This window comes from Nonomuraea ceibae, from assembly GCF_019396325.1.
GTDB classification, from domain to species: Bacteria; Actinomycetota; Actinomycetes; order Streptosporangiales; family Streptosporangiaceae; genus Nonomuraea; species Nonomuraea ceibae.
Map to the genome: position 1 here is coordinate 1 of NZ_JAHKRO010000105.1, position 21,112 is coordinate 21,112.

Genomic DNA, 21,112 nt, shown 5'->3' on the forward strand with positions numbered 1-21,112 from the left:
CTCTCGGCGTCCCGTGCCCCCCCCCACCCACCCACGGCGCAGCTTCGCCGCCGTAGATCGGGCACAGGCGGGCAGCAGGGGAAGAAGGGCCAACCCCAACAGCCGAAGAACTACACGGAGCTTCGCGCGTTTTGCCTGGTCGCAGCCTCGCCGACTTTGCCGGCGGTCAGGGCGCGATCTTTATGTGGCCAGCCCCAGTCGTTGCGCTTGCCGGGCTTGGCGATGCTCACGGCCGAGCACTTCGGCCCACACCCGGTCGCCCAGGGTCCGGTAGCCGATACCGGCGATCCGCCAGTCCCCGACCACCGCCCGTGCCCCGTCCGGTTCCGCGCTGTCCGGTCCGGTGCCGTGTGCCCACGGGTCGTCCTCACGGTGCCTCTGGGCCAGCCGCCAGGCCCGCCGTGCCTGCCGCAGCGCCGCGAACGTCGTGGAGTAGCGGCGGCTCTTGGAGGTGACGTGCCCGCGAAAGCCGAGCGTGTGAACGTGCCGCCCGAGCCGCAGCGTCCGGCAGGTGGCCAGCCGCGCCAACCGGCGCACCGTCTGTGTCAGCGCCGCCACATGAGCCGGGAGCGTGCGAGTCTGCGCCAGGTCGGCCCCGCCGTCAGCGGGCCGGGACGCGGGCAGCCCGCTCACACTGTCGGACACGGTCTTGGTGGCGTACTTGGCTAGGTACCCGGCCACCCGCGCGGCATCGACCTGACGGGGCGCGACCGGCCGCACATCCAGTTGCGTGCCCCACCGGGCCACCGCCAGCGTGCGGGCGTCGACCACGGGCAGCGCCACACTCACCCGCCCGGCCGCGTGCATCAGCGCCGCCGTCAGCAGGTCGGTACCGGCCCACGCCGGGGCGGGCACCACCCGGTCAGGGTCGTCAGGGCAGACCCCGTCCAGCCGCGCCAGCACATGCAGGTGCACGACGCCGCGCTTCTGGAATTCGGCGACCTTCGCGTACGACAGCCGCAGCAGTTGCCGCACCCCGCGCACCGTGACCGGCTGCCCGCCGACCGCAGGAGCCAGCGCCGCCAGCGCCCGATACACATAGATCACTGTGCGCCGCCACAGTTCCCCGACGTGTGCGTTCCACAGCACTTGCCCGGCCAGGTCCGCGCAGTCCACGCACAGCGGAGCGCCGACCATGCCATCACCGGCCGCGTGACGGGCCGGGCACGACAGCGGCCTGCCGTGCTCACAGGTGCGCTCACGCCCGCCGCGACGAGCCGCCCGGCACACCTTCCCGTCGCGGGCCGCATGCACCGCGCCGAAGCTCGGAGCCGTGAACGTGGCCAGCACCATCGGGCTTCCCCCCGATGCCTGCCCGCCGTCGCCGTCGTCGTCCTCCCGGTCCGCCCGGGTGACCCCGCCCGCGAACACATGCCACGCATCGGCCCGGTAGCGGGCCGCGCAGGGAGGGCACACGCTTTCGCGGCGGTCCTTGCACGCCACCAGCAGCACCCCGCCCGGCTCATCCCGGCTCGTGTAGGTGGCCTCTACCTGACCGGTGCCGGTGTTGACCGTCACCGCCGATCCCGCCAGTTGCACCGGCCGCACGCAGTGCCCGGCCCGCTCCACCTGACCGGCCCAGCGCCGGTACTGCTCATCATCGGCAACCCGGGCGATCATCTGCCCGAGCACCGTCTGCGTCTGCATCATCTGCGTCGTCTGCGTCACTGTCCGTACCATTCGACACGCTCCCGTACCCCAGTACGCCAAAGGGCGGGTCCCCACGGCCCGCCCTGACATGTTGCGCGGATCTGCGATCCAGTCCGGGACCTCACCGACGCCCCGGCCCCGGACGGCTACCCCGCTACGGCCTCGCCCGCCGTCAGTGCACGCCACCGCAGCCGCACCACGGCCTTGAGCCGCGCCACGTCCTCCGGTCCTTCCAGGAACGACGCCCCGAGACCGCCCTCACGCCACGCGGCGTGTGCGAACGTCTTGAGGGTGTGGTCCAACTCCGCCTGACCCGCCTGGAACAGCCACGCTACGAAGCGCTGCGCCGCGTACTCGTCGCTGATCTCCACGGGGGCCGCCCCCTGGTCTGTGATCGTCCAGACCTTCACTGTGCTTCCCTTCGGTTGTCTTCCCGACGCCGGACGGCCCCTGCCCCCCGGAGGGACACCGCCCGGCCTTACTCGTGCTTTCCCGCGTACCGCAGGAGTCGTGTCAAGCCGATCGTAGATACCAATCGCTTGCTTGGTAAGGCCCGTCTTGCGGTTTATTTCCGCAGGTAATTGCCCTTTCCGGAAAGCCGCCCGGTCGGTGATGACCTTCCGGGCAGCTCACCGGCCGACTCACCGCCTCAGCGCACCCGGGCGCACGTCACCGGCACGAACCCCTCCGTGACGGTCTGCCCGGCCCAATTGCGGGTCGCGGGAATGGTGACCTTGTACCAGTTGTAGCCGCTACGCCCGCACTTGTCCGCGTAGCCGTTCGAGCCGTTGCCCCGCAGCGTCCCGCACGAGGTCAGGGTGCTGCCGGTGTCGCGGACCCGCAGCACATCGGCGTTGGTGAAGGCGAACTCCCGGACCCCGACGCGCACCCCCGTGATCACGACCTTCCGGCACGCCGCCCCCTTGCCGGTGCCGACGTTCTTACCCGCCGCCAGAGTCACCCCCTGCGCATCGGTCGGCGCGTCCGGCTGCGCGTCCTGCTGCACGTCCGGCTGCACGTCCGGCTGCACGTCCGGCTGCACGTCCGGCTGCACGTCGCCCAACACGTCGGGCTGCGTCTCGGGCTGCGTCTCGGGCAGCGTGCCGGGCAGCGTGCCGGGCTGCGTGCCGGGCTGTGCGTTGGTCTGCGCACTGGTCTGCGCAGCGGTGTTCCCGGTCGCGTTCGCCGAGCACGCGGCGGTGGACAGGGCCGCCACAGCGGCCATGATCGCGGACGCGAACAGGGTGGTCGTCCTGGACATGATGGATCTCCTTCGTGGTGGGTTGAACCCTTGGGTTGATCTCGTGACTCGATCTGTTGCGCGCACCCAGGTAGGTGCGCATTTCCGCAGGTAGGAGGGGGTGCCGAAAGTGCCGGCGGGCCTCACTACCAGGACACGGCGCGCAGGTTGGCCGCATACGCCGCCAGGTCCGACAGACGCTCATCGGACAGGTAGAACCCCTTCACCCGGACCGGGCCGGACGCCCCGGCCAGCAGGTAGCCGACCCCGGCCGAGCCCAGAGGGATGGTCGAGGCGTCCACACCCCGCGCCGCCCACCCGGAGCCGAGCACGGTGTCTGACGCCTCCCGCGTCGAGCAGCGCAGCGCCCACCGGGTGTCGAACAGATCCCGGATGTAGGTCGGGATCACGTCGCTGCCCGGCTTCTGCGTGGCCGCGATCACCCGCACCGCCGCCGCGCGCCCCCGCGCTCCCAGGTCGTGCAGGCCATCCAGGAACGCGGCCCGCTTCTTCTTGTCCGGGTGCAGCGTGAACGCCGCCAGCTCATCGATCACGACCAGCAGCGGGCCGTGCCCCATCCCGGGCGTGATCTTCCGCAGCCCCGACGCCGACATCAGCGCGTAGCGCTCATCCATACGCGCACGCGCCCAGGACAAGCCCGCCGTGGCGTCGTCGATCTCGCGGCGGATACCGCCGTGGGCGACCTTCTCCCACACGGCCAGCTCCACGCCCTCCTTGCCGTCGATCATCACGGCGTCGGTGTCCGGGTCGAGCATCAGCCCGGCCACGACGCTGTGAAGCGCGACCGACTTGCCCGCCTCCGGAGCGCCGCCGATCAGCAGATGCACGCTCATCGCCGCCGCCCCCCGTCCAACTCGTCCGGCCCGGCCAGCTCAGCCGACCCGTCAGGCGATCCGGCAGCCGAGCCGCCCAGCAGCGCGACCATGACCGTGTCCCCGTTCTCCGCGACGGCCACCGGGATCGGCTCCCACGCGCTCGCTACCCAGCCGTGTTCGGCAGCCGCCGCCCAGGGCCAGGTCAGCACCCCGAAGGCGTCCAGCGGATCACGCCGGATCACCTCCACCGTCGCGTACTGAGCGTTGTCCTCATCGGCCGCCACGCGCACGGCCGAGGCGCGCAGCGAGGAGGTGAGCCACGGCACCCGATCCTCCACGTCCACCGCAGCCGAGCCTTTCGGCAGCCGCACCCGCAGCCGCTCACCGGCCGCCGTCCGGGTCACGCCCATCACACGCGGAACCCGGTCGTTGTGTGTGGCCAGCCCCGCATAGCGGGCCGCACTGTCCCAGCGCCGGATCACCCGCGCCCGCCACAGCAGCGCCCCCACCGCGCCCCGGACCCCGGGCATCACCAGCAGTGACGCCAGGCTGAGCGCGACCATCAGCGCCAGCGGCCAGCCGCCGACCGCCCAGCCGCAGCCGAGCGCGGCCAGCAGGAGCAGCGACAGCGCGATCTCACGCCGCGCCAGCCAGACCGGACGCAGCACGTACACCGTCCAGCGCGATCCCGGGGTGGACACCGCGCGGATCGGCTGAGCCGGGGTCTGCACCATCGGCGGCAGCCCGGACGGACGCCCCGGAACCTGCGGACCCATCAGCCCCGTCATGACCGCGCCCCCTCAGGACCGGGCGGCCGGTGCGCCAGCGGCACCACCGCCACCACCCCGGCAGGGTCGCCCAGCTCCACCGGGACCAGGCGCGAGCGGTCGGCCGTCCGTGCCCGCCGAGCCCAGCCCGGCTCCGAGCGCGCGTTCTCCGCGCAGGCGTCCACCTCCCGCGCGAAGGCGTCGGCCGCCTGAGCCAGGGTCGCCGCGAACCAGCGGGCCGCCACCGGCGACAGGTGATCCACCCGCACGACCACCAGCCGCCCCGTGGAAGCGGCGAAGCTCAGCAGCGGCCAGCCGTCCGGCACCCGCCACACCTGCGCCCGCGATCCGGCCGGACCGATGAGGAGATCCATCACGCCTCACCCTCACCCGCGCCCGCGCGCCCCGAGTGCCGCGCGCCCGTAGCGGCCGGAGCCGACGCGGACGGGGCGGGGGTCGAGGCGTGCGGGTTACGCCCGGCCGGAGCGCCTGCCCCGTGCAGCGGCACGACCGCCGTGGCGCTCCACCACCGCACCTCCCCGTCCTTGGCCGTGCCGTAGGTGAGCCCTTCCACCCGCACCGGCATGCCGGGCGTCAGGTGGTGCTGTTCGCCCGGGATGTTGAACTTGATCAGGGACGAGTCGTTGCCGTCCATCGCCAGCAGCTTCACCACCATGACCGGCTGACCGTCTTCGGTCACCTTGACCTTCTTGGTGGAGAAGTCCTTGGCCGCCATCGGCGGCCCGGTCACGACGAACGCGAGCTGGCTCGTGTCGATCGGAAAACGCATCCTGCCTCCCATCGCCCGGGAGCGCCCCGTGCGGGCAACTCCCACGATGGCAAGCAGTACTCGAAAGTGTGTTCGAATAGTTCAAAGCCATACCGGTACGGCATAGGTACCAGATTCACCCGGCCGCGTGTGCTAATGCGGATGCGGGGCAACTAGGCTTCACCACCAGAGGACCGGCAGACGCAGAAGGAGCGCGAGGCATGTTCCTGCCCATCCCCCTGTCGCCACCCCTCCGTGACAACCCCGCCATGCTGCGTCAACGGGTCCACACCTTCGCCACGATCGAAGGACTATGCGCATGCCGCGTTGCCGATCTCGTGCTCGCCGCCCACGAGGCAGCCCTTCTGCTCATCGACACCGGGTGCCCGGACGCCACACTCAGCCTGTGGGCCGACCAGGCGGGCGTAAGCCTCCACCTCTACGACCCGACGAGCGCGATCACCGACGACCGCATCGCCGAAAGCCGCACCCCGCACACCGGCATGACCGACAGCACCGTATCCCTGACCGTCGTCCTGTTCCTGTGCGACATCGTCACTCTGGACCGCAGCGACGGGGCAGCCCGCCTCCATCTGCGTCTGCGCCCCGCCGACCACCCCGCGCTCGCCGACCGCCCGCCCATGCTCCCGGTGTGCGCCCACCGGTGAACTCCCGTCCCAGCGACACCACACCCATCCGCGAACCTCACGTAACGCGACCGACTCGTCACTGATATACACGGTGGGTGGGCATCACTCCGAGGAGGGGGGGAGCTGTCCACCGTGACTGCCCGGCCGCCGCTCATCGCGCCGAAGGTCTGGTCGGGCAGTCACACCCCCCGCCGACAGGCTCCCGCCTCAGATTCCGGGACAGCACACGAGCAGCGCCCCGCGCTGTGTGATGAGTTTCCCTACTAGATCAAGCACGCCCGGCACGCCGGGCGCCCCTCCCGCGGGAACGATCTTGATCGGAGGGGCGGCAGCACCCCGGGAGACAAGCCCGTACCAGGGACCCGCCCAGGAGACCGGGGGCAGCGTGACGCGCCGGCGGGCGGACATCGGGACTGCGCGCGGCGCTGACGCGCCGTGCTCGCCCTCGCCGCCCGACGGCACGCCCCACGCCCCCGGCCCCCGAACCGCACCAGACCCGCCGACCCCCGGCACGCCCGAAGCCCCCGGCCAGAACCCACCGGCAAGGCGTCACGGGGGACACGCCCATCCCGGTAGGCCGCACCAGGCGGGAGACCGCCAGACCGAGGACGGTGGGTCGGTCCGGGTCGATCCCGCCCCTCTGGCCGGGGGCAGCTAGCACCCGGCCCAGCGGCGGCAGGCACGCTAGGCCGGGGCGACTCACACGGCGTCTCTACACGCCGAAGCTCACCTCATGGCCGCCTCTGGGCGGCGCGGTGCCTGCCTCCACAGCCGCCTGACGGGCCAGCCACAGGGTCAACGCCTCCACGTCCCACGCCAACAGCACGTTGACCAGCCCGCGCCCTACTCCCGCTGCGTCCAGGTCTTGATGTCGCCATGCCGCAGCACCCCAGGCCAGCTCCGTGGTGATCTCCCACTTGGGATAGGCGGCCCGCAGTTCAGCAAGCCGCCGCGCCTGCCCGTCATTCATGACCGTCCCCCTCGCCCATCTGCCCCTCATCGGCTCCCAGCGTGTTGCCCGGTGTGTTGCCTGGTGTCGGATCGGCAAGCCGGAACTTCACCCGCCGAAGCGGCCCCCGCGCGTAGTCGCCCGCGAACGCCTTGCGCTGCGTCGTCACGACCTTCACCGCCACCCCCGCCGCGACCAGCAACCGCAACTGCCGCCGGAAGTGCTCCCGCGTGTTGACGTGTCCGAAGCACGCCGCCACCTCATCCACCGTCGCCCCGTCCGGGAAGCTCGCCAGACACACCGCGATCTCCTCCCGCCTGCTCTTGCCCGCCCTGCTCACCGCGCCCTCCCTTCCTGCCGACCCCCGCCACTGTCCGGGTACATCGACCGGTAGCGCTCCCGGCACAGGTCCGAGACCCGCCGCGCCGCCGTCTCCACCGACGAAGCCGGGCACGAGGTGTAGCGCCACCACCCCGGCTTCGTGGGAGCATCCAGCGACCACCGAAACCGCCACCCCTGCCCACTCCACTCACACCACACGTTCAGCCCCACCGCCGCGATCCCCACCAGCGCGATCCCCTCGCACTCCGAGACCCGCGACGCCACCCCACGCCGCTCCAGATGACCGGCCAGCTCCCACGCCAGCCGCCCCGCAGGGCTCATCTCCTCCACCACCGGACGCCCCATCACGACCGCCCCCCAGCAGCCAGAGCGGCCCACACCACGCGCTCGCCCACCTGCGTGACATCCGTCCCCCAGCGTCCGCCCGTCAGGTCATCCACCACCCACAAGCCCCGCCCGCACGTTTCATCGGGGCCGGGGATGCGCGGCGACGGCACAGCGCCCGACACTCCCGGGTCCACGACGGCCAGCCGCCAGTACCGCCGCCCGTCCTCCACGATCGGGACGAGACTCATCCGCACCCACGGAGCACACCCATGCACCAGGGCGTTGGTCACCAGCTCAGAAGCGATCAGTTCAAGGTCTTCCAGCGCCGGATGCTCACCCATCCACGCTCGAAGCTCACGACGGGCCAGCGCGGGAAGCAGAGAGCAGTCGTCCAGCTCCCTGATCACCCACACCTTGATCCCTGCGTACGGACGCTCGGACGCAACGGCTCGCATGGTCACCTACCTTGCGGGGGTCGGGTGGGTTCGACATGTCCTGACGAATGCCGACTGTGCATTTGTCATCCGCAGTGGGTCTCAGCGGATATGGCCTCACACGGACGCCAGGCACCAGGCACAGCGCCCCGAGCTGCCACTCTTGCCCAGGAAAACTGCACTTCCAACGCCATTGCTTGCGCCCAACTGAGAGGCTTAGCGCAAGGCCCAGTGTGCACCTAACTGCCATGCACCTGCAAGCCCTGAAAATGCATACCTTGCAAATATCGGGAGGGCAACCAAGATGCACGATGACCCCGAGGTGCGAGATGATGTCCTGGTGCCGACGAGACGACAGCCGCCTACTGTCCGCATGCGCCGGTTGGCGGCTGAGCTTCGTCGCCTCCGAGACGCTGCTGGGCTCTCACAAGAAGACGTCACCAATCAGACCGGGGTGAACGTCGCCACCCTCTACCGCATCGAGACTGGCCGCACCAAACCGCAGCTCAGAACGCTTAATGCGCTCCTGGACACTTACGGTGTCACGGGTCCCAGCCGGGACGCCTTGATCCTCCTCCAGCGGGACGCCGGAAAGAGGGGTTGGCTGAACACTGCCGACTCCGGATTGCCCGAGCAGTACACCGCGTACATCAACTTCGAAGCGGAGGCTCGCGAGATCCTCAACTTTGAGGCCACCTTCATCCCGGGCCTGCTCCAGACACCGGACTACGCCCGTCAGGTCATCGCGGGAGTCCTGCCCGCCGCGACCGACGATGACATCCAGCGCCGCGTTGACGCCAGGCTCAAGCGCCAGGAGCTCTTGGGCACTCCAGACGCCCCGCAGCTATGGGCGGTCATCGACGAAGCAGCCTTGCATCGTCGCGTTGGCGGGACCGCCGTGATGCGTGATCAGCTTCGCCACCTAGCCACGCAGGCTCGCAACCCGCACATCACGATCCAAGTGATCCCATTCAAGGCCGGTGCCCACCCGGGCATGCCCGGCAGCTTCATCATCTTGCGCTTCGGGATGATCGCTCCCGACATCGTCTACATCGACAGCATGGGCGGCGACCTCTTCCTAGAAGAGGAAGCCGAGCTAATCAGGCATAACATGGTTTTTGAGCATCTTCGCGCCGTAGCGCTCAGCCCTTCCGACACGGTGACGCTACTGACATCCCTAGGCGAAGATCACGATTGAGAGGAGCTAGGGTGCAGTCCGACCTTTCTAAGGCCCAGTGGCGGACGAGCCGGTTTAGTGGCAACGGCGCAAGCTGTGTTGAGGTCGCCGTCCTGCGTGGTCGTGACGCCGGTGTCCCTAACAAAGCTGACGAGGAGTTCGTGGTGGCCGTTCGTGACACCAAGAACCGCGACCGCGAGCCTCAGTTCTTCACCATCCCCGAATGGGATGCCTTTCTTGCAGGCGTGGCCGAAGGTGACTTCAGTTCCGCATCCTTGATCGCTGGCTACCCCGGCGTGGCAGTCCATTGACGCCCTGCCGAGCAGGCCGCACACGGCGAGACGCCCGGACCATGCTTACGGTCTGGGCGTTTCGCGTACCGGGAGCGAAGGCACGCCTAGGACAAGAGCACTAAAGACCCTTTTGGGAACCCCCACGGGCCGGTCGCCACACTGCGTGCCGTTGGCCCGCTGTTCTCTCCGTAGACCGGCACCGGCGAAGGGTCGCGAGCCACGGCGGGGCTACCGAATCGTTTCGGAGCCAACTGCATGGGGACCCCTCCAAGATCGCAAAAGGGGGGCCGGGGAGGAAAGTGCGGGGGGATGGGCGCGGCCCCTCCCCGAATTAGCAGACCAGCGTAATGCCCCCCTTTTGAGATCTTGCCCCATGCAGTCAGCACCACCGCAACGATTCGTCCGCCCCTCGCCACCGCCCAGCGAATCACCTAACCTCGCAGGTGAGACGTGCACCAACCGCCGCGCCAATCGTTACCGAACCGCAAGCGCCCCAGACCTCTATTGGGCTTCCCCGCGCCGTTGGGGCCGAGGAAGGCGACGAGCCGGCCGGGCTCGACGTCGAGGTCGATGCCGCGCACCGCCTCGACGGTCTCCTTTTTCATCGTGAAGACACGGGTCAGTCCCCGGGCGTGGATCATGGTCGGTTCTCCTCCGGGCATGGCGAAGAAACCCCAGGTCGGGGGCTTGGTTGAGGTTGGGGGTCCAGTGTGGGCGCGGGGGAGGGCTTTGGCAAACGCGAACACGACGTTCACATACGGCTCTGACCTGCGAAAACCCTACGTAGGAGACGTGGCGGAGTCGGGCCGGTTTCGAGGCTCTGAAGTGGGGTTTCGACGGACGTACAGAGAAATTTCCAATGACGGATAGCTGCGTCCGGTTATGCGGATATTGCGGGTTGCGGGATTATGCCGGGCTCCGGGATGATCTCGCAGGTGAAACGTCTGTTATTGGTCGCGGTGGCCGCGGTGGCCGGCATGGCCGGTCCCGCCCAGGCGGCCTCCGGGGTGCCCGGGGTCGATGTCAGCAACTGGACGGCGGAGGTCGACTGGCCGGCGGTGGCCTCGGGAGGCGGGAAGTTCGCCTTCGTGCTCGCCACCGAGGGCGTCGACTTCCGGAGCACGCACTTCACCTCGCAGTACGACGGTGCGGCGGCGGCCGGGCTGGTGCGCGGGGCCTACCACTTCGCCCAGCCGCACGAGTCGGGCGGGGCCGCGCAGGCCGACTACTTCGTGCAGAACGGCGGGGCGTGGACCGGCGACGGGATGACGCTGCCCGGTGTGCTCGATCTTGAGGACAATCCATACAAAGAGCGCAACGGCAAGAACAGCTGCTATGGATTGACCGCGAAAGACATGGTCGCCTGGATCAAGGACTTTACGAAGAAATACCGCCAGCGGACCGGGCGCAACGCGATCATTTACACCACCACGAGCTGGTGGCGCACGTGCACCGGTGACAGCGCCTCCTTCAAGGCGCACCCACTCTGGATCGCCCGCTGGGGAGCCGATCCGGGCGAGCTGCCCAAGGGCTGGGAGAAGCACACGTTCTGGCAGTCGGCCGAGAAGGGCACGCTGGCCGGCGGGCAGAACGCCTTCAACGGCACTGAGGCCGACCTCAAGGCGCTGGCCAACCCGCCCGCCGAGGTCACGGTGTCGGGCAAGGCGCGCAGCCGCAAGAGCTTCACGCTGACCGTGGCCAACACCGGCCCCCACCCGGTCACGAACGTCAAGGTGTCCGGCCGGACCTTCGGCGGCATGCGGGTGGTCAAGGCGACCTCGGGCTGCACGTTCAGCGGCACGGCGATCCGCTGCGCCATCCCCGAGATCGCGCGCGGCCAGAAGCGGACGTTCACCTTCGCCACCAAGCCGTCGAGGTCGAAGGGCGTCGTCGGCATCAGGTTCACGGTCGGCTCGGCGGAGCTGGAACTGCGGGCGAGGTAGGCCGGGGTGAGGCTGTCGGGCAGGCGCCGGCTCGCCCTCGCCGTCGTGCTCGTCCTGCTGGTCGCCACGGCCTCCGTCCCGATCAGGCGGTACGTGCTGCCGCGCATCGTGGAGATCGCGTACGCGGTCGAGAAGCGCAGGATCGTCTACTCGTGGGGCGGCGGCCACGCCGAGGAGCCGGGGCCGTCCAAGGGCACCTGCCTGGGCTACGAGGGCAAGATCAAGCCCTGCCCGGCGGCCAGGACGCGCGGGCTGGACTGCTCGGGGCTGACCCGCTGGGTGTACGCGCTGGCGCACGGCGAGGACGTGCTCGGGCCGGGCAACACCGACGACCACATCCGCCGCATGCGCCGGGTCGCCCGGCCGCGGCCCGGCGATCTGGTGTTCTTCGGCAGGAGCGTCAAGCAGACTCGCCATGTCGGCGTCTACCTGGGCGGGGGCCGGATGATGAACGCCCCGGAGACCGGCGCCGTCGTGCGGGTCGACCCCGTCTCCCGGGTGAAGGGCCTCCTCGGGTTCTACCGGTACTGATCCGGTATGGCGTGTAACGCGGGTCACGTACCGGAAATTGAGAGACCCGGAGGCTACTGTGTGCCGCTATGGACAGGCGATGGGTAGGTGGCGACGGGTTCGAGATCGTGCTCGCCCTGCGCGCGGGGCGGCAGGTGCTCCGGGTGCGTCGCAACGGGTGGCTGGTGGCCGACTGCCTGTCGGTCGCGGAGGTCGCGCGCCACGTCGATCTGGCCGATCTGTGCGAGGTCGTCCGGCTGCCCGCGGCCCGGGTCCCGGCCGAGGCGGTGGAAGGGCGGACGAGTTCGCATCATCGCTGAGCGCCGTGTATGGTTACACCTGTCCGCAGCGCCGGACAGGCCCCTATAGCTCAGTCGGCAGAGCGTCTCCATGGTAAGGAGAAGGTCAACGGTTCGATTCCGTTTGGGGGCTCCAGCTGTGACGGGCCTCACCGCAAGGTGAGGCTTTATTCATTTAGGTTCACCGGTGATTCTGAGGCATACTGGGGTCACCCGCTCGACCAGGCGAGTTACGAATGTGCTCCCGGTGTCGGGTATCCTCTACGGGGCCGGGTCGTTACCGGCTCAAGGCGGAGTAGCTCAGTCAGGCAGAGCAAACGGCTCATAATCGTTGTGTCGCCGGTTCAAGTCCGGCCTCCGCTACTGCCCTTCCCCAGGTCACCTGACCTGGGACGGGCGTGTCCATGTCCCGAACGTAGAAAGGCACTCCCAAGTGGCTGCCACCGACGTTAGGCCGAAGATCACGCTGGCCTGCCAGGAGTGCAAGCACCGCAACTACATCACGCGGAAGAACCGGCGCAACGACCCGGATCGGCTTGAGCTGAAGAAGTACTGCCCCAACTGCCGCTGCCACCGCGCGCACCGCGAGACCCGCTAGTTCTCGCCGGGCAGCATTCCTGCCTCCCCATAACGCACAACCGGCGTCCTGCTGACAGGGCGCCGGTTCGTCGTGTCCGGCGGGTTTCATGGGCAAAATGCCGGTCATCCCGGCGACAGCCGAACCTTGTTCTGTTACCGTCTGGCTCAACGACGCTCGGTGACACATGCGAGGGAGCGCTGATGGCGTTGAACCGTGACTTCGTGGGACGCAGCTACCCTGCCGGCCCCCCGTACGAGGTCAGCCGGGTCAAGATCAGAGAGTTCGCGGCAGCGATCGGCGACAACAATCCTGTCTACCGCGACAGGGAGGCGGCGCGGGCCGCCGGGCATCCCGACGTGATCGCGCCGCCCACGTTCCCCATCGTGTTCAGCCTGCAGAGCGGCGGCGAGGCGCTGGCCGACCCCGACCTCGGCCTGAACTTCGCCATGGTCGTCCACGGCGAGCAGCGCTTCGAGTACGTCCGCCCCGTCTACGCCGGCGACCGGCTCGTGGTCACCGCGACGATCACCGACATCCGCAGCGCCGGGCGCAACGAGCTGCTGACCGTCAGGAACGACGTCACCACGGTCGAGGGCGAGCCGGTCTGCACCACGTACAACACGATCGTCGAGCGCGGAGGGGCGGCCTGACATGACGGCGACGGTGCAGTACGACGAGGTCGAGGTCGGCCAGGAGATCCCGGCCGTGGACTACGGCGTGCGCAGGCTCAACCTGGTGATGTACGCGGGCGCGTCCGGCGACTTCAACCAGATCCACTGGAACGAGCGGTTCGCCAAGATGGTCGGCCTGCCCGACGTGATCGCGCACGGCATGTACACGATGGCGCAGGCCGGGCGGTTCGTCACCGACTGGGTGGGCGATCCAGGCGCGGTGGTCGACTACGGGGTCCGGTTCTCCTCGATGGTGGTCGTGCCCGACGACGACCAGGGCGCCACGATCACGGTCAGCGGGGTCGTGGAGGAGAAGCTGCCCGACAAGCGGGTGGTGGTCGGCCTCACGGCCCGCTCCGGCGACGCCCGCGTGCTGTCGAAGGCCCGGGCGGTCGTCCAGCTCGCCTGACGCGCCCGTGATGACTGGCCGGGCGGCTCTCGGGTACGCGTGAGCCCATGACCGCGAACGTCTGGCCCACCGTGCAGTCCATCCCCGTCTCCGCCGTGACCGACGACCGGCCGCCCGGCCACCTCCGGCCGCCCCGCCTGGAGGAGGTGGCCGGCACCGTCGGCACCGGCCGCGACACGACAGGCGGCGCAGGCGACCAGGGCGGCGCGGCGGGTGCGGGCCCGGCGCGGAAGGGGCCCGCCACCGGCGTCGGCACCGCCGGGGCCAGGCCCCGGGGCGCGCGCCAGAACCCGGCCGCCGAGCTCGGCTTCTCCGGCGACCCCGGGCAGCACGGCGCGCCCGACGACAGCATGCTGCACGCCCAGCGGACCTGGGACGGCGCCCTGGCCACCAACCGCATGGACGACCTGGGCGTCAACGCCGAACGGCTGCGCATGGAGACCAAGGACGTGACCGCCTCGGTGGGCCTGGTCGTGGACGGCCGGCCCGACGACGTGCGGGCCTGCGTGCAGTCGGTCCTGGACCACACCGGCGCCGCCGTCCTGGCCATCGACCTGGGCAACGTCGCCGGCGCCGGGGACGTGCTCGACGAGCTGGCCGAGCGGGACCCGGAGCGGGTCAAGGTCTGGCACGTGGCCGAGACCTCGCAGTGGCGCGACGGCACGGCGACGTGGGGCGCGTGCCGGGCCAAGCTGCTCCACCTGGACACCGCCGAGGTGCACGTCCTCATGGACACCTCCCTCGTCCTCGAGGGTGACGCCCTCGCGCCGCTGGTGGCCGCCGTCAAGGACGGCGCCGTGGCGGCGGGCCGGCAGGGCTGGGAGCCGCTGCCCGAGGGGCGGGCCCCGGTGGTCGAGGTCACGTCCGAGCGGCCCCGGCCGCACCAGGCGCCGCCCGGCTGGCGGCAGGCGTCGCCGGGCAAGGTGCGGGCGCTCGGCGGCGGCCTGATGGCCGTACGGCGGGCCGCCGCCGTGGGCGTCTTCCCCGAGGACGCCCAGGACGGCCGCCACGGCGACCTGGAGCTGTCGCTGGCGCTGCGCGGCGAGCTGGTCGTCCCCGACCAGCACCTGCCGGTACGGCAGCGCCACGAGCACGACCTGCCCGCCGGCTGACCCGAACCTCCCACCCGGCACACCCGGGGGGCGGGCACCCGGGAACGCTCATAAGCTTGTGGCTCATGGAGATGCTCGCGCCTTACACCACGCTGGGTCTGGGCGGTCCCGCCGGCGAGTTCGTCGAGGCCGCCACGGCAGAGCAGCTCGTCTCCCTGGTCGCGGAGGCCGACCGGCAGGGCAGGCCGACGCTGGTGCTGGGCGGCGGCAGCAACCTGGTGGTGTCCGACGCCGGGTTCGACGGGCTGGTCGTGCGGGTGGCGTCCCGGGGCGTGACGGTGTCGCGTGACGGCGAGCAGGTCCTGGTCACCGCCGAGGCCGGCGAGGACTGGGACCCGCTGGTGGCGCGGGCGGTCGCGGAGGGCTGGTCGGGCATCGAGTGCATGTCGGGCATCCCCGGCCTGGTGGGCTCCACCCCGATCCAGAACGTCGGCGCCTACGGCCAGGAGGTCGCCCAGACGGTCCGGTGCGTGCGCGCCTACGACCGGCTGACCCGGCAGGTCGTCGACATTGAGGCGCGGCAGTGCGGGTTCTCCTACCGTGACAGCGCCTTCAAACGGGATCTGTCGCGGCACGTGGTGCTCGCCGTGACGTACGCGCTGGACCTCTCCGACAGGTCGGGCGCGGTGGCGTACAAGGAGCTGGCCGGACGGCTCGGCGTCGCGCTCGGCGAGCGGGTGCCGCTGGCGCACGCCCGTGAGGCCGTGCTGGCGCTGCGGCGCGGCAAGGGCATGGTGCTCGACCCGGACGACCCCGACACCCGCAGCGCCGGATCGTTCTTCACCAACCCGATCCTGACGGCGGCCGAGGCCGAGGAGCTGGCGGCGCGCGCGCCGGGCCACCCGAGCTGGCCGCACGACGGCGACACGGTCAAGGTGTCGGCCGCCTGGCTGATCGAGCAGGCCGGCTACCCCAAGGGCTACGGGCGCGGCCCGGTGCGCATCTCGACCAAGCACACGCTCGCGCTGACCAACCCCGACGGCCTCGGCACCACCGCCGACCTGCTGGCGCTGGCCAGGGAGGTGCGTGACGGGGTGCGCGAGAAGTTCGGGGTGTCGCTCGTCAACGAGCCGGTGATGGTCGGCTGCGCGCTCTGAGCCCCGGGAATAGCCCGTACGGCGGGGCTGTTATGGTGGTTCGGAAACACCGAGGGGGAGTAGTCCCAATCGCGTGATCGACACACTGGCGCGGCCTGCCGCGCCCGGTCACGCGGGCCTTCACGGGCGGACGAGACCTTCGGCCTGGCAGTCGCGTACGAAGACGCTGCCGGGCCGAGGCCGTGCCCGAAAACTTCCCCCGGCGCACGCTCGCGGTCCGGTCGCGCGGAAGAGGACCGTTGGAAGCGTTCTGGATCAGCCTGGTCGCGATCTTCATCGCCGAGCTGGGCGACAAGAGCCAGCTCATGGCGATGACGTTCGCCACCCGTTTCAAAGCCTGGCCCGTGCTGGCCGGCATCACCATCGCCACCACGGCGGTGCACCTGGTCAGCGTGGCCGTGGGCGGCCTGATCGGCGACGCGCTGCCCACCACGGCGATCGCCGTCGTGGCCGGGATCGCCTTCCTCGGCTTCGCCGTGTGGACGCTGCGCGGCGACGAGCTGACCGACGAGGAGTCGCGCAAGGCCCAGACCACCACCCGCAACGCGCTGATCGCGGTGACCGTCGCGTTCTTCATGGCCGAGCTGGGCGACAAGACCATGCTGGCGACGATCACGCTGGCCACGCAGCACGGCTGGCTGGGCACCTGGATCGGCTCCACGGTCGGCATGGTCGCGGCCGACGCCCTGGCCATCGTGGTCGGGCGGATGCTGGGCAGGCACCTGCCGGAGAAGGCCATCCGCTACGGCGCGGCGGCGGCGTTCGCCGTGTTCGGCGTCGTCCTGCTGGCCGACGCGTTCGTCTAGGGAGTAAGCAGCGACAGCCGGTGGGCGGCGGCGGCCGCCTCCCCCCGGGTGGTGACGCCGAGCTTGCCCAGGATGTTCGAGACGTGCACGGAGACCGTCTTGGCGGAGATGAACAGCTCCGCCGCGATGTCCCGGTTGGTCCGGCCGAGCGCCACGAGGCGCAGCACCTCCAGCTCGCGCGGCGTGAGCAGCTCGGACGGCTCCTGGGCCCGCTGGACGCCGCCGACCCGGCGGGACAGCGCCGCGATCTCCTCGATGAGCGGGGTCGCGCGCAGCCCCTCCGCCAGCGGCAGCGCCACCGCCAGCCGGGTGGCGGCGCCGTCGCGGTCGCCGGACAGCGCCGCCGCCTTGGCCGCCCGCGTCAGCGCCTTGGCCTGGCTGTACGGGCGCCCGAGGCGCTCCCACGCGGCGGCAGAGGCGTCGAAGTCACCGGAATAGGTGAGCTTGTACGCCTTCGCGACCGGCCCCGCGACCGACAGGTGCGCGGCCACCTCGGCGGCGTGCTCCCGTACGGCACGGGCGCGGGCGGGCTCGGTGACCTCGGCCGCGTCGCAGACCGTGCGCAGCAGGGCCAGCAGCCGCCAGCCCAGCATCGCCTTGCTCGACTGCGCCGGACGGGCCAGGATGCCCTCGGCCACCTCCAGCGCCGCGCTGTGCTCGTTCCTGAGCATGTGCCAGCCGATGTGCAGCCGGGTGCTGTTGGTGATGTCCTGGACGAAGTCCTCAGGCCGCTCCTTGAGCACGCCGATCTCCGACAGGATGGCCTCCAGCGGCTCCACCTCGCCCCGGCCGAGCGCGATGTCGGCGCGCACGCGCAGCAGGTGGTGGCGGGTGCGCAGCGCGGGGCTGAAGCTGAGCGCCCGCTCCACGGTGTCGAGCGCCTCGTCCCAGCGGCCGACCGCCTCCAGCGCCTCGGCCCAGTTGTTGAGGATGAACAGCCCGCTGGCCCGCAGCCTGCCGTAGCGCTTGGCGACCTGCCAGCCCTCCTCGCACAGCTTCAGCGCCTCGTCGGCCCGGCCGCTGTCGAGCAGGGCGTCGATGTTGTTGCCGATCGCCCGGATCATCACCCGGCCCGAGTTCTGCTCCCGGCCGAGCTCCAGCGCGCGCAGGTTGGTGGAGATCGTCGCCTCGACGTCGCCCGACAGGGAGTGGCCGAGCGCCAGGTTCATCAGCAGGTCGGCCTCCAGGCACCGGTCACCGAGCTCGCGGGCCAGGCGCAGGCCCTCGTCGATGTACATGGCGCCCTCGGCGGCCTCGCCGCGCAGCATCAGGTGCCGGCTCATCGGCATCAGCACCTCGCCCCTGGCCCGGCCCGGCTCCGGCACCAGCTTCAGCGCCCGCCGCAGGTCCTCCACGACGCCGGTCTTGCCCTTGGAGATCTTCAGGTTCGCCCAGTGCACGATCAGGCTGGCGACCCGGCCGGGCTCGCGTGTCTCGTCCAGCTCCGCCAGGGCCGCCTTGGTGAACTTGACCGACCGGTCCACCTCGCCGCCCGCCTGCGCGGCCTTGGCCGCCTTCTCCAGCACGGCGATGTGGTCGGCGCCGATCCGCTCGGCGGCGTCGGGCACCCGGTCCCAGAGCATGAGCACGCGTTCGAGCAGCGGCACCGCCTCGGTGTACGCGAACGCCATGAACGACTTCTTGGCCGCCTCCCACGCGGAGACCAGCGCCTCGACGTCCGCGCGTGCCCCGTACCAGTGGTGGGCCAGCTCGACGGCGGCCCGGCCGGGCGGGACGAGCTTGCGGTCCTTGGAGATCTCCTCGGCGTAGCGGGCGTGCAGGCGCTGGTGCTCGCCGGGGAGCAGCTCCTCGTGCACGGCCTCGCGGATCAGGGCGTGGCGGAACACGTACGCCCGGTTGTCGGCGATCTGCAGCACGTTGCCGGCGATGGCGGGCCGGAGCGCGGCCTCCAGCTCCAGGTCGGAGAGGTTGCTGACGGCGGCGAGCAGCGCGTGGCCGACGCGGATGCCGCCGGCGGCGGCCACGCGCAGCACCCGCTGCGTCTCCTCCGGCAGGCGCTCGACGGCGCCGAGGATGAGATCCTGCATCGAGTCGGGGAACGTGCAGTCGGTGCCGCTCTCGAGCATCGCCTCGACGAACAGCGGGATGCCCTCGCTGCGCTCGTAGACCTTCTCCACGCTGGTGTAGTGCGGGGCGCTGCCGAGGATGCCGGTCATCTGCTGCGCGACCTCGTCGCGGGAGAGCCGGGGCAGGTCCAGCCGGAGCACGCCGCTGACCCGGCCCAGCTCGGCGAGCACCGGGCGCAGCGGGTGCTGCCGGTGCAGGTCGTCCGAGCGGTAGGTCATGACCATGAGCACCTGCGGGATGCGCAGGTTGCGGCTGAGGAAGGCGATCAGGTCGCGGCTGGAGCGGTCGGCCCAGTGCACGTCCTCGATGATGAGCACGGTGGGGTGGCTGTCGGCCAGGCGTTCGAGGAGGGTGAGGAACTGCTCGAAGAGCCGCGCGCGGCCGGTTCCGGTCTCGCCGTCGGCGCTGGGCTCCCCGAACTCGGGCAGCAGGCGGGCCAGGTCGCGGGCCGCCCCGTCGGGCAGCAGCGCGGCGATCCGGTCGGCGCCCTGTTCCCTGACTAGCTGGCGGAGGGCGGCGGTGAAGGGCGCGTAGGCCAGGCCCTCGGTGGACAGCTCCACGCAGCCGCCGAACAGCACCCGGGCGCCGTCGGCCGCGATCTGTTCGGAGAAGCGCTGGAGAAGCCGGGATTTTCCGACACCGGCCTCGCCGCCGAGGAGCACCGCCGTGGCGTTTCCCTTGCGGGCCTCGTCCAGCGCCTCGCGGAGCTCCGCCAGCTCCTCCTCGCGCCCGACGAAGACGGGGCTGACCGAACGTCCCAGCATGTCATCCAGCATGTCATGCCTTATCTGTTGCTTTCGACGCTTTTATGGGGGCGTGAAACCCGTTCATGGAGGCTGTGAGGCCCGGCCGCGAGGGAGGTTGCGGCCGGGCACTCGTGGGGCGGTCATGAGGAGCGGCGCTTGCCGAAGACCGAGCGGCGCTCGGACTTGTTGACCTGAAGCGCCTCGCGTACTCGGCGGTGCCTGGCCGCCGCCTCGCGAAGCTCGTTGGCGTGACTCTTCATGAGCTGGAACTCGATTTCCGCGTTCACGGTGATCTCCTATGAGATGTCGTTCTCTTTCCTGACATACTCAAGATTCGCGCTAAGGCCCCCCGTCCCACATCGGCTGGATGCCTTATCTCCTGCCTCACCGGGGCTCCCGGGACGTCTAGGTATGGCCCTGGTTTGGAAGTAAGGCACCTGGTCGGCGATGCTGTGGAGGTGTCAACTGTGACTACTTCGCTCACCGACGTCGCCGCCTCCGACGCCACCCTGCGGGCCTTCCTGCACGGACTGCCCGGCGTCGACCGGGTCGGCGCCGACCAGCGGGCGGCGATGCTCGGCACCCGGTCCATCAAGACGACGGCCAAGGCCCAGGCCATCGACCTGGCCATCTCCATGGTCGACCTCACCACGCTCGAAGGCGCCGACACCCCCGGCAAGGTCCGGGCCATGTGCACCAAGGCCGTGCACCCCGGCGGTGACGCCCCCCGCGTGGCCGCCGTGTGCGTCTACCCCGACCTGGTCGCGGTGGCCGCCTCCGCGCTGGCCGGCTCCGGCGTCAAGATCGCCTCCGTGGCGACGGCGTTCCCCAGCGGGCGCTCCTCGCTGGAGGTCAAGGTCAGCGACACCGCCCTCGCCGTGGCCGCAGGCGCCGACGAGATCGACATGGTCATCGACCGCGGCGCGTTCCTGTCCGGCGACTACGTCAAGGTCTACGAGGAGATCGTCGCCGTCAAGGCCGCCTGCGGCGCCGCCCACCTCAAGGTCATCCTGGAGACGGGCGAGCTGGCGACCTACGACAACGTACGCCGCGCGTCCTGGCTGGCGATGCTGGCCGGGGCCGACTTCATCAAGACCTCCACCGGCAAGGTCGCCCCGGCCGCCACCCTGCCCGTGACGCTGATCATGCTGGAGGCCGTGCGCGACTTCCGCGACCGCACCGGACGGCAGGTCGGCGTCAAGCCCGCCGGCGGCATCCGCACCACCAAGGACGCCATCAAGAACCTCGTCCTGGTCAACGAGACCGCCGGCGCCGACTGGCTCTCGCCCGACTGGTTCCGCCTGGGCGCCTCCTCGCTGCTCAACGACCTGCTGATGCAGCGCGAGAAGCTGACCACCGGCCGCTACGCCGGGCCCGACTACTTCACGCTCGACTGAGCCGCGCGGGACGGGCGATC

General features: G+C 70.6%; 25 protein-coding genes, 2 tRNA genes and 1 pseudogene. 15 read left to right on the forward strand and 13 right to left on the reverse strand.

Annotated features, from left to right (window positions below):
- Window positions 1-180: 180 nt before the first annotated feature.
- The 7 genes from KME80_RS39470 to KME80_RS39500 all read right to left on the reverse strand — a co-directional run bounded on the left by KME80_RS39470 (window position 181) and on the right by KME80_RS39500 (window position 5,283).
- Entirely contained in the window at window positions 181-1,668 is a 1,488-nt protein-coding gene (locus KME80_RS39470) for a replication initiator (protein ID WP_219514377.1), read from the reverse strand.
- A gap of 128 nt (window positions 1,669-1,796) precedes the next feature.
- Complete coding sequence (locus KME80_RS39475; protein WP_219514379.1) at window positions 1,797-2,060, reverse strand: hypothetical protein; 264 nt, start codon at window positions 2,058-2,060, stop codon at window positions 1,797-1,799.
- Between the two features lie 239 nt (window positions 2,061-2,299).
- Window positions 2,300-2,911, reverse strand: coding sequence for a hypothetical protein (locus tag KME80_RS39480; RefSeq protein ID WP_219514388.1), 612 nt, complete (start codon window positions 2,909-2,911; stop codon window positions 2,300-2,302).
- Window positions 2,912-3,036: 125 nt separating this feature from the next.
- The gene (locus tag KME80_RS39485) at window positions 3,037-3,744 is read right to left on the reverse strand and encodes an FtsK/SpoIIIE domain-containing protein (protein WP_219514390.1); all 708 of its coding nucleotides are present in this window, start codon (window positions 3,742-3,744) and stop codon (window positions 3,037-3,039) included.
- Complete coding sequence (locus KME80_RS39490) at window positions 3,741-4,514, reverse strand: hypothetical protein (protein ID WP_219514392.1); 774 nt, start codon at window positions 4,512-4,514, stop codon at window positions 3,741-3,743. Before KME80_RS39490 ends, KME80_RS39485 begins: the two co-directional genes overlap by 4 nt.
- Complete coding sequence (locus KME80_RS39495; RefSeq protein WP_219514394.1) at window positions 4,511-4,867, reverse strand: hypothetical protein; 357 nt, start codon at window positions 4,865-4,867, stop codon at window positions 4,511-4,513. The genes KME80_RS39490 and KME80_RS39495 overlap by 4 nt, the downstream gene beginning before the upstream one ends.
- Entirely contained in the window at window positions 4,867-5,283 is a 417-nt protein-coding gene (locus tag KME80_RS39500; RefSeq protein ID WP_219514396.1) for a hypothetical protein, read from the reverse strand. The genes KME80_RS39495 and KME80_RS39500 overlap by 1 nt, the downstream gene beginning before the upstream one ends.
- 200 nt (window positions 5,284-5,483) lie before the next feature.
- Here KME80_RS39500 and KME80_RS39505 point away from each other — a divergent pair, with 200 nt between their 5' ends.
- On the forward strand, window positions 5,484-5,930 hold the full coding sequence (locus tag KME80_RS39505) for a hypothetical protein (protein WP_219514399.1): 447 nt from the start codon (window positions 5,484-5,486) through the stop codon (window positions 5,928-5,930).
- 694 nt (window positions 5,931-6,624) lie between these two features.
- On the opposite strand, the gene KME80_RS39510 is transcribed toward KME80_RS39505, so the two are convergent.
- The 3 genes from KME80_RS39510 to KME80_RS39520 form a co-directional block, all read right to left on the reverse strand.
- Window positions 6,625-6,882, reverse strand: coding sequence for a hypothetical protein (locus tag KME80_RS39510; RefSeq protein ID WP_219514401.1), 258 nt, complete (start codon window positions 6,880-6,882; stop codon window positions 6,625-6,627).
- Complete coding sequence (locus KME80_RS39515; protein ID WP_219514409.1) at window positions 6,875-7,201, reverse strand: hypothetical protein; 327 nt, start codon at window positions 7,199-7,201, stop codon at window positions 6,875-6,877. The genes KME80_RS39510 and KME80_RS39515 overlap by 8 nt, the downstream gene beginning before the upstream one ends.
- A gap of 346 nt (window positions 7,202-7,547) precedes the next feature.
- Window positions 7,548-7,937, reverse strand: coding sequence for an ATP-binding protein (locus tag KME80_RS39520; protein ID WP_219514411.1), 390 nt, complete (start codon window positions 7,935-7,937; stop codon window positions 7,548-7,550).
- Window positions 7,938-8,337: 400 nt separating this feature from the next.
- Here KME80_RS39520 and KME80_RS39525 point away from each other — a divergent pair, with 400 nt between their 5' ends.
- Both KME80_RS39525 and KME80_RS39530 read left to right on the forward strand, forming a co-directional pair.
- Complete coding sequence (locus KME80_RS39525) at window positions 8,338-9,162, forward strand: helix-turn-helix domain-containing protein (RefSeq protein WP_219514413.1); 825 nt, start codon at window positions 8,338-8,340, stop codon at window positions 9,160-9,162.
- Window positions 9,163-9,173: 11 nt separating this feature from the next.
- The gene (locus KME80_RS39530; protein WP_219514415.1) at window positions 9,174-9,452 is read left to right on the forward strand and encodes a DUF397 domain-containing protein; all 279 of its coding nucleotides are present in this window, start codon (window positions 9,174-9,176) and stop codon (window positions 9,450-9,452) included.
- A gap of 491 nt (window positions 9,453-9,943) precedes the next feature.
- Here the strand turns inward: KME80_RS39530 and KME80_RS39535 are convergent.
- Window positions 9,944-10,075 (reverse strand): annotated as a pseudogene (locus tag KME80_RS39535) (ABC transporter); the annotation flags it as partial.
- Window positions 10,076-10,369: 294 nt separating this feature from the next.
- On the opposite strand from KME80_RS39535, the gene KME80_RS39540 reads away from it, so the two are divergent.
- The 11 genes from KME80_RS39540 to KME80_RS39590 all read left to right on the forward strand — a co-directional run bounded on the left by KME80_RS39540 (window position 10,370) and on the right by KME80_RS39590 (window position 16,861).
- A complete protein-coding gene (locus KME80_RS39540; RefSeq protein WP_219514417.1) occupies window positions 10,370-11,377 on the forward strand; it encodes a GH25 family lysozyme in 1,008 nt (335 codons plus the stop codon).
- Window positions 11,378-11,383: 6 nt separating this feature from the next.
- Window positions 11,384-11,908 carry a C40 family peptidase gene (locus tag KME80_RS39545; protein ID WP_219514419.1) on the forward strand — a complete coding sequence of 175 codons (525 nt, stop codon included), beginning with the start codon at window positions 11,384-11,386 and terminating at the stop codon, window positions 11,906-11,908.
- Between the two features lie 68 nt (window positions 11,909-11,976).
- Window positions 11,977-12,207, forward strand: coding sequence for a transposase (locus tag KME80_RS39550; RefSeq protein ID WP_219514427.1), 231 nt, complete (start codon window positions 11,977-11,979; stop codon window positions 12,205-12,207).
- 39 nt (window positions 12,208-12,246) lie between these two features.
- Window positions 12,247-12,322, forward strand: a tRNA-Thr gene (locus KME80_RS39555).
- Between the two features lie 153 nt (window positions 12,323-12,475).
- Window positions 12,476-12,549 (forward strand) — tRNA-Met (locus KME80_RS39560).
- Window positions 12,550-12,619: 70 nt separating this feature from the next.
- Window positions 12,620-12,784, forward strand: coding sequence for a 50S ribosomal protein L33 (gene rpmG, locus KME80_RS39565; RefSeq protein ID WP_019632658.1), 165 nt, complete (start codon window positions 12,620-12,622; stop codon window positions 12,782-12,784).
- 182 nt (window positions 12,785-12,966) lie between these two features.
- On the forward strand, window positions 12,967-13,416 hold the full coding sequence (locus KME80_RS39570; protein WP_219514436.1) for a MaoC family dehydratase N-terminal domain-containing protein: 450 nt from the start codon (window positions 12,967-12,969) through the stop codon (window positions 13,414-13,416).
- A gap of 1 nt (window position 13,417) precedes the next feature.
- Window positions 13,418-13,846 carry a MaoC family dehydratase gene (locus KME80_RS39575; protein ID WP_219514437.1) on the forward strand — a complete coding sequence of 143 codons (429 nt, stop codon included), beginning with the start codon at window positions 13,418-13,420 and terminating at the stop codon, window positions 13,844-13,846.
- Window positions 13,847-13,893: 47 nt separating this feature from the next.
- Window positions 13,894-14,958: a hypothetical protein gene (locus KME80_RS39580; protein WP_219514439.1), complete on the forward strand. Its 1,065-nt coding sequence runs from the start codon at window positions 13,894-13,896 to the stop codon at window positions 14,956-14,958.
- Window positions 14,959-15,029: 71 nt separating this feature from the next.
- The gene (locus KME80_RS39585) at window positions 15,030-16,055 is read left to right on the forward strand and encodes a UDP-N-acetylmuramate dehydrogenase (RefSeq protein ID WP_219514483.1); all 1,026 of its coding nucleotides are present in this window, start codon (window positions 15,030-15,032) and stop codon (window positions 16,053-16,055) included.
- 239 nt (window positions 16,056-16,294) lie between these two features.
- Window positions 16,295-16,861 (forward strand): TMEM165/GDT1 family protein, encoded by a 567-nt coding sequence (locus KME80_RS39590; protein ID WP_219514441.1) that lies wholly within the window; start codon window positions 16,295-16,297, stop codon window positions 16,859-16,861.
- Here the strand turns inward: KME80_RS39590 and KME80_RS39595 are convergent.
- Together KME80_RS39595 and KME80_RS39600 are read right to left on the reverse strand one after the other, a co-directional pair.
- The gene (locus tag KME80_RS39595) at window positions 16,858-19,713 is read right to left on the reverse strand and encodes an ATP-binding protein (protein ID WP_246646506.1); all 2,856 of its coding nucleotides are present in this window, start codon (window positions 19,711-19,713) and stop codon (window positions 16,858-16,860) included. The genes KME80_RS39590 and KME80_RS39595 overlap by 4 nt on opposite strands.
- 122 nt (window positions 19,714-19,835) lie before the next feature.
- On the reverse strand, window positions 19,836-19,982 hold the full coding sequence (locus KME80_RS39600; protein WP_219514451.1) for a hypothetical protein: 147 nt from the start codon (window positions 19,980-19,982) through the stop codon (window positions 19,836-19,838).
- A gap of 180 nt (window positions 19,983-20,162) precedes the next feature.
- Here KME80_RS39600 and deoC point away from each other — a divergent pair, with 180 nt between their 5' ends.
- The gene (deoC, locus tag KME80_RS39605; protein WP_219514453.1) at window positions 20,163-21,092 is read left to right on the forward strand and encodes a deoxyribose-phosphate aldolase; all 930 of its coding nucleotides are present in this window, start codon (window positions 20,163-20,165) and stop codon (window positions 21,090-21,092) included.
- Window positions 21,093-21,112: the final 20 nt, after the last annotated feature.